Annotated in this window: 13 protein-coding genes; all 13 read right to left on the bottom strand. The window is 51.5% G+C overall.

The genetic code is table 11. From position 1 onward, the window contains the following. Positions 1–78: 78 nt before the first annotated feature. Positions 79–1,662, bottom strand: coding sequence for a glycoside hydrolase family 32 protein (locus B160_RS0100805; RefSeq protein ID WP_018625933.1), 1,584 nt, complete (start codon positions 1,660–1,662; stop codon positions 79–81). A 93-nt stretch (positions 1,663–1,755) separates the two neighbouring features. Further along, positions 1,756–3,129: an NAD-dependent succinate-semialdehyde dehydrogenase gene (locus tag B160_RS0100800; protein ID WP_018625932.1), complete on the bottom strand. Its 1,374-nt coding sequence runs from the start codon at positions 3,127–3,129 to the stop codon at positions 1,756–1,758. Positions 3,130–3,155: 26 nt separating this feature from the next. Next, the gene (locus B160_RS0100795; RefSeq protein ID WP_018625931.1) at positions 3,156–4,337 is read right to left on the bottom strand and encodes an iron-containing alcohol dehydrogenase; all 1,182 of its coding nucleotides are present in this window, start codon (positions 4,335–4,337) and stop codon (positions 3,156–3,158) included. A gap of 40 nt (positions 4,338–4,377) precedes the next feature. After that, the gene (ppsA, locus tag B160_RS0100790) at positions 4,378–6,786 is read right to left on the bottom strand and encodes a phosphoenolpyruvate synthase (protein ID WP_018625930.1); all 2,409 of its coding nucleotides are present in this window, start codon (positions 6,784–6,786) and stop codon (positions 4,378–4,380) included. A 393-nt stretch (positions 6,787–7,179) separates the two neighbouring features. Continuing rightward, positions 7,180–8,475 carry an aspartate aminotransferase family protein gene (locus B160_RS0100785; protein ID WP_018625929.1) on the bottom strand — a complete coding sequence of 432 codons (1,296 nt, stop codon included), beginning with the start codon at positions 8,473–8,475 and terminating at the stop codon, positions 7,180–7,182. Positions 8,476–8,741: 266 nt separating this feature from the next. After that, the gene (locus B160_RS0100775; protein WP_018625927.1) at positions 8,742–9,725 is read right to left on the bottom strand and encodes a D-2-hydroxyacid dehydrogenase; all 984 of its coding nucleotides are present in this window, start codon (positions 9,723–9,725) and stop codon (positions 8,742–8,744) included. A 32-nt stretch (positions 9,726–9,757) separates the two neighbouring features. Next, positions 9,758–10,651 (bottom strand): aldo/keto reductase, encoded by an 894-nt coding sequence (locus B160_RS0100770; RefSeq protein ID WP_018625926.1) that lies wholly within the window; start codon positions 10,649–10,651, stop codon positions 9,758–9,760. 98 nt (positions 10,652–10,749) lie between these two features. Then, entirely contained in the window at positions 10,750–12,003 is a 1,254-nt protein-coding gene (locus B160_RS0100765; RefSeq protein WP_018625925.1) for an MFS transporter, read from the bottom strand. A gap of 18 nt (positions 12,004–12,021) precedes the next feature. Beyond that, positions 12,022–12,804 (bottom strand): SDR family NAD(P)-dependent oxidoreductase, encoded by a 783-nt coding sequence (locus B160_RS0100760; protein ID WP_018625924.1) that lies wholly within the window; start codon positions 12,802–12,804, stop codon positions 12,022–12,024. Between the two features lie 20 nt (positions 12,805–12,824). Then, positions 12,825–13,769 carry an aldo/keto reductase gene (locus B160_RS0100755; RefSeq protein WP_018625923.1) on the bottom strand — a complete coding sequence of 315 codons (945 nt, stop codon included), beginning with the start codon at positions 13,767–13,769 and terminating at the stop codon, positions 12,825–12,827. Positions 13,770–13,785: 16 nt separating this feature from the next. Then, positions 13,786–14,613, bottom strand: a complete 828-nt coding sequence (locus B160_RS0100750) for an SMP-30/gluconolactonase/LRE family protein (protein WP_018625922.1) — start codon at positions 14,611–14,613, stop codon at positions 13,786–13,788. Positions 14,614–14,623: 10 nt separating this feature from the next. After that, entirely contained in the window at positions 14,624–16,084 is a 1,461-nt protein-coding gene (locus B160_RS0100745; RefSeq protein WP_018625921.1) for a M81 family metallopeptidase, read from the bottom strand. A 79-nt stretch (positions 16,085–16,163) separates the two neighbouring features. Continuing rightward, positions 16,164–17,318 carry a sialidase family protein gene (locus B160_RS0100740; RefSeq protein ID WP_169539974.1) on the bottom strand — a complete coding sequence of 385 codons (1,155 nt, stop codon included), beginning with the start codon at positions 17,316–17,318 and terminating at the stop codon, positions 16,164–16,166. Positions 17,319–17,361 lie beyond the last annotated feature (43 nt).

Raw genomic sequence — 17,361 nt, 5'->3', positions numbered from 1 at the left:
AAGCCGGATCAACAACATTGCTGACCGAACGGAACACTTATCAACTTCCATTCACAACAACATAAATACCAATGATCCTCATTTCGTTTTTTTTCTTTGTTGAAAACCGAACGAGTATAAATCTGCATCTTTCAACACAAAACGGAGCCGCACAGGTTTTCCCTGCAATACAGACAGATCTCCGGAACCATTCCAAAACACTTTACGCGCAATCGCATCGCCATATACGGGCACACAGTCTGCAAGTGAAAAACCGTTTACAGGCTTCCCTTTTACATCCTGGATCTCTACACGGATATCTCCGGCTGCGGAAGAAGAAAAGTTCAATACCAGTTGATCTCCTGAAAAGACGAAAGGCCTGGTGATGACCGTTCCCCCCTTCATTGGCGCGTTTACGGAAACAAATCCGTCGATCCTTAAAGTATATCTTCTTACCGCACTGGCCCTCCCCTTCCAATAATTTTCACTTACATAAAAAGACAGCTCGTTGGGCGCGCCCGGCAGGGGCGATTTCGTTTCCACCATCTGCCACCCGATAAAATTATCGCCGTATGTCCAGGACCCTTTTCTCTCGATCCCCGGGCGAAGAAAGGCTTCCGGCCATCTTTTAAAATGAACGCCATCCCGGCCGGCCATCAGGAGCCCTTCTGTCAATACCGTTCCGAAACGGGTATCCGAATCCTTATTACCGCCTTTTTTAGATTTGGCCGCGCGGATTTTCCGCTCCCTGAGCTCCGGTAACTGCCGCATGGATTCCGACCAGCCCCGGTCCTTATAAAGAGCCGGAAAGCCGATGTAGATCTGGGGCGCCCGGTAATAAGGTATCACCTGGCTGGTATAGAGATCCTCCTCCGGGGCGTCTCCGTAAGAAAGGTCCTGCTGCCGGCTCCAATGCAAAAAGTCCTTTGATACCGCCGTCCGGATCGCGCGTTTGCCCCGGAAGCGGGCCGTGGGGACTTCTTCTGAATAATACCGCCAATAGATGCGGTACTCGCCTTTAAGCCGGTCCCAGAATGCCAGGTTCTGGGAATCAAACGTTCCTTCGGTCAGCAGCGGCCGGTCGCCCATCAGCTTCCAGTGGATCCCGTCTGCAGATTTATAGGCGATCGTGCTGAGGGGTTTAACGCCCCGCACCAGCGCCTTGTATCTTGCGTCGGGTGCGGCATTGGGGTTTTCATCCCTGAAGACCGCCGGATGCCCGGAATTGGACTTCAGGTGACCGCTCATTTCGTCGGTAATTACGATATTGTTCTTTTTGCTTCCTTTGAATGCAACCAGTCCCAAATCCGGTTTATACCAATGGATCCCGTCCCTGCTTTCCGCATAGGCACAATAGGACGGATGCACACCGGAAGTATCTGCACTGCCTTCATGCTGCCATGCCTTATAGTACATCCGGTAAATATCCCCGTCCTTAAACACGCTATGGAAACCACTGCCGCTCCCCTCCCAGGGCGCATCATGTACCAGGGCGATGTTTGCCGGAACGGGATGGTGCATTCTCAGTTCCGCACCGCCGAGCAGCGTATCGATCAGGTAGTCATCCACAAATAATTCCAGGCGGCTGCCGATATCAATCGCCTTCTGGGCCAATACATGCAGCGGACCGATCAGCAATATGACCATCCAGGCAAACCTGAGTTGAGTCGTTAATTTTTTCATTGCTTTTGAATCATTATAATGTGAACGATAGAGCGCCGGTTCTTTAATCGCCCGGCTGAACAAGGAGCCAGATCACTACCGGTGGCTTATACCTTATTCCGCAACCACTGTTTTTATATTGACAAATTCACGGATGCCATAAGCCCCTAACTCTCTTCCGAAACCGGATTGTTTGATCCCTCCGAAAGGCAATTGGGGATCCGACCGTACCATGGAATTGATAAAACAGCTGCCGGCCTCCAATTGATCTTTGGCCATCGCTTCCGCCAGTTCTGCATCTTTGGTAAAAACGGCGGCTCCCAGGCCAAAGCTGGTATCGTTCGCCACGCGGATCGCTTCCCGGTCGTTCTTTACGGTGATCACCGATGCCACCGGCCCAAACATCTCTTCCCGGTAAGCGGGCATTCCTTTTTGGATCCCTGTTAAAATGGTGGGTTCATAAAAGGCATGATCGCCCGGCAGTGCAGGAATGTTGCCACCCAATATACATTTAGCGCCGGCCCGGATGTTTTCCAGGACCTGCTGATGCAATTCATCCCGCAGATCTTTTCTTGCCATCGGTCCAAGCTGCGTTTTTTCCAGCAACGGGTCACCTGTTTGTTTTGCCATCATTTTCTCCCGGATCAATGCCGTAAAAGGTGCTTCTACCTCTTCCGATACAATAAACCGTTTGGCGGCGATACAGCTCTGACCATTATTAACCAGCCTGCTTGCCACGCAGACCTCCGCAGCCTGCTGCAGGTCGGCATCCGCCAGGATGATATAGGGATCGCTGCCCCCCAGCTCCAGCACGGCCTTTTTCAGGGAGGCCCCGGCCACCCCGGCAACGCGCTGCCCCGCTGCTGTACTGCCGGTAAATGCCACTCCTTTGATGACCGGGTGGCTAATGATGCCGGCAACGGCCCCACTGCCCGCCAGTAATGTTTGAAATACACCCGGGGGGGCACCGGCCTGCAGTAGGATGTTTTCGATCGCCAACGCGCAGCCGGGCACATTGGAAGCATGTTTCAGCAGGCCGCAGTTACCTGCCATCAGGCCCGGTGCCAGGAACCGGAAGACCTGCCAGAAAGGGAAATTCCAGGGCATAACGGCCAGGATGACCCCTAAGGGACGAAAACATACCCAACGCTTCCGGCCTTCTGTATGGACCGGCTCCTCCTTTAAGAACCGGGCGCCCTGGGCACCGTAAAATTCACAGACAACCGCGCACTTTTCAATTTCCGACCGGCCTTCGCTTAGTGGCTTCCCCATTTCAAGCGCCATCAAACGGGCCAGTTCCTCTTTCCGGTTCCGAAGCACAATGGCCGCATTTAAAAGCAATAAGGCCCTTTTCTGAAAAGTGGTCTGCTTCCACAACAGCCATGCGGCATCCGCCTCCGTTATCTTTGTAACAATTTCCTTTTCTGAAAGCGCTTTATACGTTTGAATGATCTGCCCGTTAAGGGGGTTTACCGATTGCATATCCATAAATATTTTTTATTTTCTTTCGATGCCTATGCCTGATCTGCAAAAGATCCCCGGAACGCTTTTTCATAGATCCGGTAAACATCTTCATGAGACAATGACATCGGGCACCGGGCCAGTAATCGTTTCTGCTGAATGCCGTCTTCAGCCAGGGAGCGGAGCGCCGTTTCCGGGATCTGGTACCCTCCCAGGGTAGCGGGTATGCCAATGCGCTGCATCAGCTCTTTTAACCAACGTACACATTTAAAAGCAGCTTCCGCTTCACTGCCGTATACGGTATCGTCTCCAAGTGTTTGCAGGATCGTACCAAGCCGTCCGGCACAGCTGCTGCGGATATGATCCAGTACATAAGGCAGTAAAACAGCATTGGACGCTCCGTGGGCAATATGGAACTGGCCGCCCAGCGGATAGGCCAGGGCATGCACCGCTCCCACGCCGGCGCTGAAAAAGGCCAGACCGGCCAGGTAGCTGCCATACATCATATGGGTCCGCGCCCGGGTGTCCGTTCCGTCTTCTGTTGCGGCAACCAGCGAGCCACCCGTCAGCTTTATGGCCTGAAGCGCTAACCCGTCGGAATAGGGATTGGCGTTTACGGACAGGTATGCCTCAAGAGCATGGGTCAACGCATCAGCACCGGTTGCGGCCGTAACCGCCGGAGGAACGGTGACCGTAAGCTCCGGATCTACGATCGCCGTATCTGCGATCAGGTGATCATGTACCACCACATCCTTGGTCTGTTCCAAAGCCACTACCGAAATATTGGTCACCTCCGTTCCGGTTCCGGCCGTTGTTGGGATCAGGATCTTGGGGATCCCCCGGTTCGTGACCGCCTTGGTTCCCGTAAGGTTCAGATAATCTTTCACGGGTCCCGGGTTCCGGATAAGGACCGCCGCCAGCTTGGCCATATCCAGGGCACTGCCTCCACCGATACCCATGACAAGCGCGTAATGGCCCTGCCTTGCAAACCGGACCAGCTCCTCGGCGGTTTGCAGAAGCGGCTCGGGAATGATGTCTGTATAAACCGTCACCTGCCGGCCGGTTTTACGAAGCGGGGCGGCAATCTTTTCGACCAGTCCCAATGATTGAATCACAGGATCCGCAATGATCAGCACCGGGCCGTTCCCATACCGTTCCACCTCATCCCCGAGGTTTTTCAGAGCGCCCCATCCGATATAGGTAACGGGTGAGGCGGCAATTCTAATGGAATCCATAAATGATCTGTTTAAGTTTATAGCAAAATCAGCGTATTGGTCAGGAAGCCATCGCCTTTATTGTTTTGATCACAGAGTCCGGCGTCAATGAAATACTGTCTATCCCATTTTCGACCAGGAACCGGGCAAAGTCCGGAAAATCCGAGGGCCCCTGCCCGCACACGCCTACTTTTACGCCGTTCTTTTTGGCTACCTGAATCAGCTGCGCGATCATTTGTTTAACGGCAGGATCCCTTTCGTCATACAAATGCGCTACGAGCGACGAATCCCGGTCGAGCCCCAGGGTCAGTTGCGTTAAATCGTTGGAGCCAATGGAAAACCCGTCGATATGTTTGCAAAATGCATCCGCCAGTATAATATTCGAGGGCACTTCGGCCATTAAATAACACCGGAGATCATTCCGGCCCCGTTCCAATCCGAAGGTCTTCATCACCGCCTGTACTTTCATCAATTCCTCCACGGTACGGCAGAAGGGGATCATGACCGCTATATTCCCCAGGCCCATCTCCTCCCTTGCAATGCTGACCGCCTTGCACTCCATGCCGAAGGCCACCCGGTAGGCATCGGAATAATAGCGGGAGGCGCCCCTCCACCCGATCATCGGGTTTTCCTCATGCGGCTCAAAATGGTTGCCACCTAAGAGATTGTAATATTCATTGGTCTTAAAATCGCTGAAACGCACGATCACCTGGTTGGGATAGAAGGCCGCACCGATCTTGGCAATACCATAGGACAATTTTTTTATAAAGAAATCCTCTTCATTTTCATATCCCAATATGCGCTTTTCTATTTCGCTTGTCAGCGCCGCATCCCCCAGCTCCCTGTGATGCAATAAGGCCAGCGGATGGATCTGTATATAGTTATTAATGATGAACTCTTCCCGGGCCAGGCCCACACCATAGTTGGGCAAATGGCTAAACTTAAAGCACATGGAGGGGGACGCAACGTTCAGCATGATCTTCGTGTTCAATTCCGGCAGCTCATTGATGTTATACTGAACGGTGTCATAAGGCACGCGCCCTTCATACACGATGCCCTGCTCTCCCTCTGCACAGCTCACCGTAATTTCATTTTTGCCGGCGAGGACCCTGGTAGCGTCTCCACATCCAACAATGGCCGGAACCCCCAGCTCGCGGGCTACGATGGCCGCATGGCAGGTGCGCCCTCCCTTATTGGTAACGATCGCAGACGCCTTCTTCATTATGGGCTCCCAGTCCGGATCTGTCATATCCGTAACCAGTACGTCTCCCTCTTCAAACTCATGTCCATCGATCAGCCTTTTATCCAAAGAATATAATATATGGACCTTCCCCGATCCGATCTTGTCCCCGACTGCAATTCCCTTCAACAGCACTTCAGGAAGCGGATCACCGCTATGCTGCATATGATATTCGGTCACCACAGAATGGTCCACCTGGGAGTGGATGGTCTCCGGCCTTGCCTGCACGATGTACAACTGCCGGCTCAGCCCGTCAAAGGCCCATTCTACGTCCATGGGGGTCCATTTACCCCGGATACCGGTATAATAGGCTTCAATATCGGTAACCCACCGGGAGAGCTGCAGTACCAGGTCATCGCTCAGGCAAAACCGTTGCTGGGAGCTGGCTTCCGTGGAAATGATCTTCACCCGCTCATCCGCCTTATCTCCATATACCATCATCTTATCTTTGATCCCGAGTTTTTTTTCGATGATGGCATGAAAGCCTTTTTTCAATGCCGGTTTAAACACGATGAACTCATCGGGCGAAATGGCCCCCTGCACTACCAGCTCACCCAGGCCAAATGCTCCGTTGACCACCACCACATCTTTAAATCCGCTTTCCGTATCCAGACTGAAGGCCACGCCCGAAGCGCCCAGATCGCTGCGCACCATCTTTTGAACGCAAATGCTTAACCCCACCGTAAACTGGTCGTAGTTCAAACGCTCGCGATAGCTGATGGCCCTGTCTGTAAACAGCGATGCAAAACACATCCGCACCGTATCCATGAGGGTAGCCGGCCCGCGCACATTCAAAAAAGTTTCCTGCTGTCCTGCAAAAGAAGCATCCGGCAGATCTTCAGCCGTTGCCGATGAGCGCACCGCCACGTCGGTATATGGCTGATTATAATTGCCGGAAAGCTGTTCGTAGGCTTTTACAATTTCGGCACTCATTTCTTTTGGAAAGCGGCCGTTACTGATCAGGAACCGGACACGGTTGCCCCCCCTTCTGAGGGATTCGATATTATCAAAATCAATCGAGTGAATGATCTCCTGGATGGCATTTTCCAGGTCGTTATACCGCAGGAAGGACCGGTAGGCGGCCACCGAAACAATAAAGCCATCCGGGATATTAATTCCCAAGGCTGTTAAATTCTGGATCATCTCCCCCAAAGAGGCATTTTTACCCCCCACGATCTCCAGGTCCTTAATACCTACTTCCTTCAATCCATAAATAAATCTCTCATTCATTGCAGGCGTTCGTTTATTTTAATGAAGTTTAAACTTTTCAATATGTCGCCCCTATGGGACTCAAAAATCGTATGACCGTTCTTAATCCGTAGATTGTACCTATGAGCCAGCCGGTAAGAACGTTATGCTGTAACACGGATCAGCGAAGCAGTATAGAGAAGCTTTATTCAAAAGTCGTTTTAAACCGTACGATCGTTCTGAACTTCCGCCCGGCTATCCCGGTGAGCGTCCGGCATGCCAAATAGAAAACTTTTGATACAGCTCCGGCTTATCTGCCACCATCCGAAAATAGAAACGATCCATATGAAGGAATCTTATCTGCCCGGTTCATAAAGCAATCCGGCATCCTTTTAAAAAACAGCGCCATCCTTGATTGCGGAAACTCCGGAATGGTTACAGATCGCGCAATACCTGGCTAACGGTTTCAATAGCGGTATCAATATCTGCCTCTGTATGCGCAGCGCTGATATACCACAACCCCCTTCCGATGATCCGGATATTTTTATCATGCAAACCTGCCACGAATTTTCCCAGCTTAACCCGGTCATAGGACAGCGTGTCGCGATAATCCTTTACGGTTTTCAGATCTGTGAACCCGGTGTGGAACATAGGACCCAATCCCTGTACCAATAAATTCCGGTTGTACCTTTTAGCAGCATCCCGGATACCTGCCATAAGTTTTTGCCCATGATCATACATACGGCTATACGGATTCCCGGCTTCCAGCACCTCGATGGTCGTAAGCGCCGCAGCTACCGTAGCGTTCGTGGAATTCATGGTACCCGCCTGTATCACCTTCGACTCCTCCAGGACCCGCATCCAGCTGCGCCGCCCCACAACAGCACTTATAGGATAGCCGCTGGCCATAGCTTTGGCAAAAACGGAAATATCCGGTGTAATGCCATAGTATTGCTGCGCCCCACCCAAAGCGGTCCTGAAACCGGTGATCACTTCATCAAAAATCAGGGCGATGCCATATTGGTCGCACAATTGACGAAGCGCCTGAAGAAACCCTTCACCGGGAGGAATGCATCCGTTGTTGCACATGACCGGCTCGGTAATTACCGCTGCTATTTCGTTATAGCGTTTAGATAAGGTTTCCTTCACCAGGGCGGGATCGTTCCAGGGTAAAATGATAAAGTCTTCCCCGCAGTGTTCCGGCAACCCTTCCGACCATGGAAAAGCGGCGGGCGCTTCCCTGCTGCCCAGCTGCTCCGCCGACGGAGTCGATATTCCCCAGGCTACATTGTCTAACCAGCCGTGGTAATGGCCTTCAAAGCGCAGGAATTTTTTTCTGCCGGTAACGGCCCGGGCAACGCGAAAAGCCGTTTGTACGGCTTCCGATCCGTCGAGGCAGAATCGCATAAGCTCCGCCGACGGTATTATCTGATTCAGCTTTTCCGCAAGAAGAAGCTCCCTGATGTGCTGGCCGGCGAACAACTGTCCTGTTTCCGAATAACCGGTAACCGCATTCAATACCTGCGGATGCGAATGCCCCAATATGAGCGGCCCCTGGCTGAGTGTAAAATCCAGGTATTCATTTCCATCAGCATCATAGATCCGGCTGCCCTGGCCATGCGTATAAAAAAGTGCATGAGGATAACCAAACTTTCTGAATTCGGAAGAAACACCGCCGGCTAAAACTTTTTTTGCACGCTCTAACAGCTGAAAGGATCGGGAATAATTCATATGCAATTTTTAATTTTCATCGAAATACAGATCTAAATAAATATGTACGACATATGTCAAATATAGAAGGAATCCCGGAAACAAAAAAATATTCCTTTAATTTTTTTTTCGAAAAGATGCAGGACCCGGACAGCCCTTTATTGAATCATGAACCGGTATCAAAATGATGGTTATAAATTTATTGCCCGGCAGTGCGGACAATAACCTAAGTACTGGCCACGGGCGTGTTTCACCGATCATTTAAAAGGATCCGCATTTCAATAAAATCAATACCGGCCCATGATCAGACCGTCTGCGTTCACAATGTTCACGGGCCGGCCATTGACAAACCCCTGAATATTTAAGATCGCCGTCTCCAGCAGTCGCAGCCGGGCTTCCCGGGTGGCCCAGCCGATATGCGGTGTAAGGATGCAGTTCTTTGCCGTATAAAGCGGATGCTCCTTTTGAGGCGGCTCCACGGACAACACATCCAGACCGGCGCCGGCAATCTGATCACGGTTCAGCGCAGCTGCCAGGTCCTCTTCGTTGATCACAGGCCCCCTGGAGGTATTGATGAGAAAAGCTGAAGGCTTCATATAGCCCAGCCGCTCTTTATTGATCAGGTCTTTTGTTTCCGGCACCAGCGGACAATGAACGGACACCACATCACTTGCCGCCAATAGTTCTTTTAGCGGCGCCCGCTCCACACCATCCGGGGCAGAGGCCCCGCCGCCTTCCCTGCTCATTGCCACTACCTGCATGCCAAAGGCTCGGGCAATGTCTGCCACGTTTTTACCGATCGTACCCAAACCGATAATGCCCATTGTTTTTCCGGAAAGCTCCACCAGCGGATAATCCCAGTAGCACCAATCCGGCGACCGGCTCCACCGGCCTTCTTTTACGCCGTCGCTGTGTTTTTGCACCCGTTGGCAAAGCGTCAGCAGTAAGGCAAAGGTTAGCTGTGCCACCGAGGCGGTTCCATAGCCGGGTACGTTGGCAACCAGGATCCCCCTTTTAGCAGCCGCCTGTATATCGATCACATTATAACCTGTGGCAAGTACCCCGATAAATTGTAAAGCAGGCAGCTGCTCGATCGTCTCAGCGTTTAAAGGCGTTTTATTGGTCAGTACAACAGACGCATCCGCAGCCCGCTCCACAATTTTCTCCAATGGGGTCCGGTCATATACGATCACCTCGCCGAGGGCATTCATTTCATCCCAGCTCAGGTCTCCCGGGTTTAACGTATATCCATCCAGGATTACTATTTTCATATTCCTTCATTTTTATGGTTTGCCCCTAACGGCTAATCGCACTCCAGCCCGGAAAGCAGGTCGCTATCGGTAAATTGCAATGCCTGCAGCGCATTATCGATATGGGCAACCGTCCGGCCGCCCACCAGCACACAATCTACCTCTTTTTGGTGAACGGCCCAGGCCATTGCAAGCAGCTCCGGGGAAAGACCCGTTTGAGCCGCAAGTTCCTGCAATCTTTTCAAACGCCTTTGCGACCGCTCATTAAAATAGATCGCCTGATGGCCTTTAATGATATCGAAACGGGTACCGTTCATCACTCCATGCAGGTATTTACCTGTCAGAAATCCCGCCCCCAGCGGGCTGTAACCTATAACCCTGAGCCGGTACTGCCTGCATAGCTGCAACCACTCCCGGCTCATATCGCTGACGGCGAGGTTATGGTTGTTTTGTGCAAAGCTAAAAGGCGTCCAGCCGTTTTCGAGCTGCAGCTGCAACACTTTTCCTAACTGCAACGCATTGAAATTACTGGCGCCCAAAGATCTTACTTTCCCGGTCCGGATGAACCCCTCCAGGCATTTCAGCGTTTGCAGGTTCTCTGCCCGGCCATCCCAGCAATGCAGGTACAACAGGTCAATGGTCTCCATACCCAGATGCTCCAGACTTTCATCCAGGCATCGAAGCATTTGAGTGGGTTCATAAGGAGGCTTCAGCTTTGTGGCCACCATTGTTTTCCCTTTATATTCCGGATTCCGGGCCATCCAGTTCCCGATGATAGCTTCGGATCGCCCTTCCCCATAGGAAGCCGCCGTGTCAAAAAAACGGATGCCCTGCTTAAAAGAGAAGTCCATCAGCCGGAACGCCGCTTCCCGATCAATTTCCCGGCCAAAGGTCACACAACCCAGTCCGATCGGGCCAATTGTTTTATTAAATGCAGAAGCTTCCACTTTTTACTTTATTGAATAACGATGATCCTTACATTCAGATGGATGAGCATTCTCCATCCGGTTCCTCACAACAAACAAAATAATTTACGTGTTATGCTTTATTCCAGCGGACCTTCTGCTTTTATTTTCACCATCAGCAGCAGCACCAATGCAATTACCATGGTCACTGCGGCAAACCGGAATATCAGATCCATATTCACCTGCATATCCCGGAGGGCCCCTCCCGCATAAATACCGATACCCCCGATAATGCAGGCCAGGAAATTCAGGATCCCATAAGCAGTAGCGCGGTATTGCCGGTTGACGACCAGGCAAAGGATCGGCATCATATTCGTATCAATAAAAGATTTGCTCAGGGCATATACCATAAAACAAATCACCACCAGGGGCAGGACGTTAAGGTAACTTGACATAAAGATGCAGGGAGCGCCCATCATAATGCCGATGATGGGAACCAGCAGGCGGCCTTTGGGGTTGGTGCGGCTCCAGCGGTCAGACCAGTAACCTCCTAAAAGCAAACCGGCCAGTGCTACGGCATAAAAATAGGCGGTCGCATATAGACCGGCCATGCCTTCAGAAAGCCTGAATTTCTCCAAAAAATACGTGGGCAGCCAACCAACCACCAGCCAGGCAACAACACCCAGCAGCCCCCAGGCGATTAAAATAAAGATATAAGACCGCAGGCGAAATAAGGAAGTGATCGCCTCCCTGAAATTAACTTTTTCTTTTGGCGCTGCTGCTTCACCGGCTTCGCCGGTATCAGACCGGAGATCCTTTAGCGTGAAAAAAAGGAATATCGTATAGGCAATTCCAAAAACACCTAAATAAACGAAAATGGTATTCCAGTAATATTTTTCGGCAACCCACCCACCGGCAAAACCAAAGCCGGACCCCGTCATGATCCCCACCATTAAAATACCCGTGGCAAGCGACCGGGTCCTGTTGCGGTGGTAGTCGGCGATGAGCGCCAATGCAGCTGGTATAAAGCAGGCTTCACTGACCCCCATCAATATACGCGTTGCCAGCAATTCGGAAAAAGTGGTCGTGTAGGCCGTCATCCACGTAACAGCCGACCATACAAAAACACTCAGGCAGATCACCCTGGACCGATTAAATTTATCGGCCAGATACCCTGCAAAAGGGCTTAGGATACCATAGGTCCATAAAAAGGAGGACGTAAGCAGCCCAAACTGCGCTTCGGTCATCGGGATCGCTTCTATAATCGAAGCCCGCATGGTTGTAATAACGATACGGTCCAAATAATTTAAGCAGCCGCCAACCGATAAAAGTACAACTATGAGCCAGGCGCCCGAAGGCAGCGCGGGCTTTCCGGATATTGAACGTATTTCCATATTTTTTTTATTGAATGATCACCAATTCGTCCATCCCCCATCTACCATCAGGTTCTGCCCGGTTATATAGGCGGAAGCCGGAGCCGCCAGAAAAACAACCGGACCTTTGATATCGTCGTCATCCGCAAACCGTCCCAGGGGCGTTAAGCGTTTGTAGTTCTCTATAAATTCCTTTTTCCCTTCCGTATCGGTCAGCCCGGGACCGTATCCGCCCGGACTGATACAATTGGCCCGTATATTGAACCGTCCGTAATAGTTGGCCAGCCATTTGGTAAAGCCTACCATTCCCCATTTATCATACGTATAATTGACCGGGCTCGACATACCGGTATTCCCATAAACCGGAAAATGGGGGCCTACGGCTCCCTGTATGGAGCTGACGTTAATAATATTGCCGTCTTCCCTTTCGCGCATCCCTTTTACAACATGCTTTGTTAACAGCATTAAACCCGTAGTATTGATGGATGCGCTTTTTTCGATATCCTCCCGGGTCAGATCTTCCAGATCCTTTATACCTTCCCTGGAAACAGCATTGTTCACCAGAATATCGATCCGGCCGTATTGTTGTTCTACAGTGGTCACAAATTCCCGGATGGAAGCTTCCGAAGCAAGATCCAATGCCATTCCCACAGCGCTGAGGCCGCTTTCCCTCAGTCCCGCTGCAAACGCATCACATTTTTTTTGGTCCCGGGAAGCAATGACCACATGGGCGCCCGCCTCTGCCAGCGCCCCGGATATGGGTTTTCCAAACAAACCGGCGCCACCGGTTACAACGGCTACTTTTCCATCAATTCGAAACATATTTTTTGATTTTATCTATACTAATATTTCCAGCTCCCCGGCATCAAAATATTTTCCGGGACCGTGCCAAACTCCTTTTCAATTGCGCTTTTAATATTCTCATCCAGGCGGCCGTAGCGCAGAAAATGAATGTTCTGCCTTACCTGCTCCGGTGTTACCGCACCAAAAACGATACTGGTAACTTCTTCCCGGTCCTTTATATAAGAAAAAGCCAGCTGGGCAACGCTCATGCCCGCTGTAGCGGCAAGCTCCCGTAAGCGGACCAGATACGGCGCGGCATTGGTCAGGTTTCCTTTTAACTGATCCGGATCCATAAAAAAAAGACCCTGGAGGAAAACACTTCTTATAAACACCGCCTTGTTCTCCAAAGCCATCCGCTTCAGCAGGCCTTTTTGGATCAGCCGGTTGTCAAACAGATTCATCGGCACCTGCAAGGCCTGTATCTCTCTGAAGGGTATCAACCATTCTACCTGGTCCGGATGATAAACGGACACGCCTGAAACGTCAATCAACGCTTCATGTTTTAAATCGTTCAGAAGACCGGGCAGCGTCTTCAGTATATCTTCCACAGGCAATCCTTCCGGCATATGAAACAGGCAAAAGGGAAGCTTCGGTAATTTCAGGTAACGCAAGGATGCGCGCACACTGTCAAATACTTCCTTATAGAGCCGGTCTTTGCTGATCAGGTGTTCTTTGCTGATCCGGAACTTGGTGGTGATCGTGGTCTTTTTGTATTCCTTCCGGGTTGCCAAAAAGTCGCCGATCAATTCTTCAGCATTCCCGTAACCCCTGGCTGTATCCAGGCTATTGATCCCCGCGTTCAGGGCCTCGGACATCACGGTAAAGCTATCGGAACCTGCCGGCTTCGCGCCGGTATTGGATATACCGTAGTCCAGTCCGAAGGCAACTGTGCCCAACGTCAGTTTTGAAATTTCATAGCCATGTATTTTCGAGTATTCCATCATGCTTGTCAATTTAATATTACGGCTGTAAGGTTATTTTAACGATCGCACCAGGACCGGGCTCACCATATCCCCCGGTTACAAAAACGGTGCGGACGTCTGCAAAAACGAGGTTGCTGGTCAGGGGTATCGTGGTATCAATCGAAGTCAACAATTCGCCTCCGGGTGAAAACCGGTGAACCGCCTGCATCCCATAATGAGCTACCCAAATATTTCCCTCCGGGTCCAATGCCAGTCCATCGGGCAGGTTGTCTTCCGCTTTTCCGGAGGGGTGGCACGGCAGGCGCACAAAATCTTTAATGCCGGCAGCGGTAAAGCCCGGCCGATCCATATCTATTTTTACGATCCGGTTCCGGTAGCTTTCTGCTACGTAGAGTATCTTTTCATCCGGCGAAAACACCAGCCCATTGGGATAATCCAGGTTGTCTGCCAGTATTGCCTGAGCACCATTCGTCCCTTTAAAAAAAACTTTTCCGGAGCCCCTGACGGAATCTGTAAAATAGAGATTCCCCGCGCCATCCATTATCAAATCGTTCGGGCAGCAAACGGCCACACCGGCGCAGGTCCCTGCTATTTCGGTTTGCACCAGCTCCCCTGCCGCATTGTACCGGTTAATGGATCGATGCCGGACGTCACAAACCAAATGATCGCCGTTTCCGGCAATGATTTGGCCATTGGGCGCCGCAGAGGAGGCCCAGTGCTTTATTGTATGTTCCTTTGTCCATTGTACAATGCTGCCGCCTGTGAGGGTGGTACAATAAAAATCCTCCCGGCTGTCTACCGCCGGCCCCTCCGTATAAAAAGGCAGGTCTGCAATCTTCTCTGTTTTATATGAAGTCCATTTCATGCGTACTCCTTTAAATCATTTCGAAGGGAAACAAGGGCCGGCGCCGGTGCTGAAAATCAAATAAGGTCATGTCTGCCTGCGTAACACCCGGTGTATTGACCTGTATGATCGTGGGGCATACCGGGGCGTATGCCGCTATCGGGGCATTCACCCCTTTAGCCACAATGATGTCAAATAAAGCCGGGTCAATATCAAAGGCCGTCAGCTGTCTCAGGCTAAACGGTGGAATGCGGAGCGAGGTCACCAGGATCATGCTCCCGCTTCCGGTCGATAAAAGAGCGATCGGGCCCATATCGTAATGCACCTGCCCCCCATGCCGGGGATCGGGTTCCGTAAAAGCACCATCTGCCATTTTTAAAAGCTTTACCCGATGGGCAATGCGCTGATCATGCCCCCCCGGAAGCTCTATGGTAATGATTTCTCCCGGCTGGTATTGAGCAGCCTGCCGGACGATCTGCGGATCATGCAGGCAAATGAAGCAGGTATACTTTCCAAAAGCTTCTATGGCTCGCAACAAAAAGGTGCTGTTGCCCGGGGCGCCCGCCCCGATATTATCTCCCATGTCCAGCAACAATACCGGCCGGGGATATTTTTCAATACCCGGTAAAACCGCTGCGATGTCGTTTTTTGTTCCCACAAACTTTTCTTTGCGGCTGATGATGTCATCGTACAGCTCCGCAGCAAAAAGTTGGGCCTGTTGGGACTGATCATCGCTCACCACAATAATTGAAGTGCCCATTTCCGGTACATCCGCATAAGGAAAGCCCAGTACAATGCTGACAGAGAGCATCCCCGGGCGGTTACTGATTGCTTCCGCCAGCACGTGCAGACTTTTGCAGGGCTCCACCTGGTCATATTGCTGTTCAATACTGATGGCCAGTGGCAGCTGCAGCAACTGTTGTACGGGCCGGATCTGATGCCGGAGCATTTGAACAAGCATCCTGGCGGCTTCTTTGCCCCGCTCCCGCTGATCGATATGCGGGTTGGTCTTATAGGCGATCAATGCATTGGTAGAGCGGATCATTAACGGGCTTACATTAGCATGGGGATCAATCGTGCCGATGATGGGCACCTGCCCACCCAGTTGCTCCCGGAGCAGGCTTAACCAATGGCCATCCATATCCCGGTACTGCTCACTGACCCCCGCACCATGCGGTATCACCAGGCAGCCGTCCACGGGTAAAACGGCAGCCAGCTCTTTCAACATCTGCCGGAGCAAGGTTTCATAGGTTGCTGCGGTTATGATACCGCCGGGCGTAGCTTCGGCATACATCACCGGGATCAGCTCCACGCCCTCCTGATCCAGCACCTCGATCATTCCCCCGATCTCATGAAAGGCCTCCCGGTATTCCCGGCAAATACGCGACCCTGTCAGCCAGTGACTTTTTTCAAAATCAACCAGCTCCGTCCTTTCGCTGATGAACGTATTGGACTCATGATAAATTCCCAATAATGCAACACGCAACGCCATGATCCCTTTTTATTGATTCAAACAAATTCCAGATGATCCCTTTTCCTGCAAAAGCAGTCGGTTCTTTCCCGATCCGGTTTTAATGCGGCTCCCGGCTGAGCAACCAGGCACGGTTGAACCGGGCTATACAAACCTCCCGCTTTCCTTCCCCGATATCCTGCTGCCAAACGGCGATCAGGGTGCCGTCCCCGGCCTGAACAGCGGAAGGATACGACACCTGGAAACGATCCGATCTTGCAATGGGCTTTGGTGAGCTCCAGGTCTTTCCGCCATCGGAAGACAAGGCAGCCGCCAGTGCATTACGCCCATTGGGAACATTGGACCAAACCGCCAGCACATCACCCGACTGATCGAGCCGCCAGAGCGCTGCCGGGGAGTTATGGGCCGTAAGTGTACTAGGTGTGGGAGCCGTCCAGCTAAGGCCTCCATCGCTGCTCCAGGCCTGGTACAATTTGCTGCCACCGGCCCGCATCAATGTCATGATCCGGCCATCTTTCAGCACCACCGTGGCCGGCTCGCCCAATCCGGAAGTGGCGCCCGGAGCGATCTTTTTTACAGCTGCATACAGATCCCCTCCCGGCTTCCAGGTACGACCTCCGTCTCCAGACCGGAGAACACCTGATCTCAGGTTCATTTCACCCTCCGTGGATGCCGGCATCCGCTGCTCTGCCCAGGTATCCCATGAATATCCCATGATCAGGCTTCCATCCTTTAAACGATGTCCCTGGTGGATCTTGCCACAGATATACCGGTGCGGCTTTTTAATAAACACTTCTTTTGTCCAATCCTGTCCGTCCGTGGTAGACCGCATCATGATAAATGTACTGTCAATTTTGGGCGGCTTGGGAAAGGTGACGCTTGTAGAGAATACCAGTACCCGGTCGCCGTCGATCACCATATTGGGATCTGAGTGGCTGGTATGGGCATCATTGAATAACAAAACAGGCTTGCTCCAGTGAATGCCGTTGTCGTCGGATGTCGAGAAAGCGATACTTAATTTTTTGACCTGATGGTCGGGCAGTACCGCAAACACACACAGAAGCCGGCCGTTGTTCATCCGTCCGATGACCGGGTATGCATTGGCATACAATCCGGCATTGTTATACCCGGAGAGGATCTGCTTTTCAAAAAAAGGCTTTTGACCCGCAGAAGATAAGGGTGGAAGCAGCATCAGTAGTAAGATGACCGGTACGATGCTGCTGCCTTTAATGTAGCTACACCAGTTTTTATTCATACAGCTTGTTTTAAGTAAGTGAACACAGGAGCCTTTGAAGGCG

Origin of the sequence: Niabella aurantiaca DSM 17617, from assembly GCF_000374125.1 — a bacterium.
Taxonomy (GTDB): domain Bacteria; phylum Bacteroidota; class Bacteroidia; order Chitinophagales; family Chitinophagaceae; genus Niabella; species Niabella aurantiaca.
This window is presented reverse-complemented; position numbering and strand designations above follow the sequence as displayed.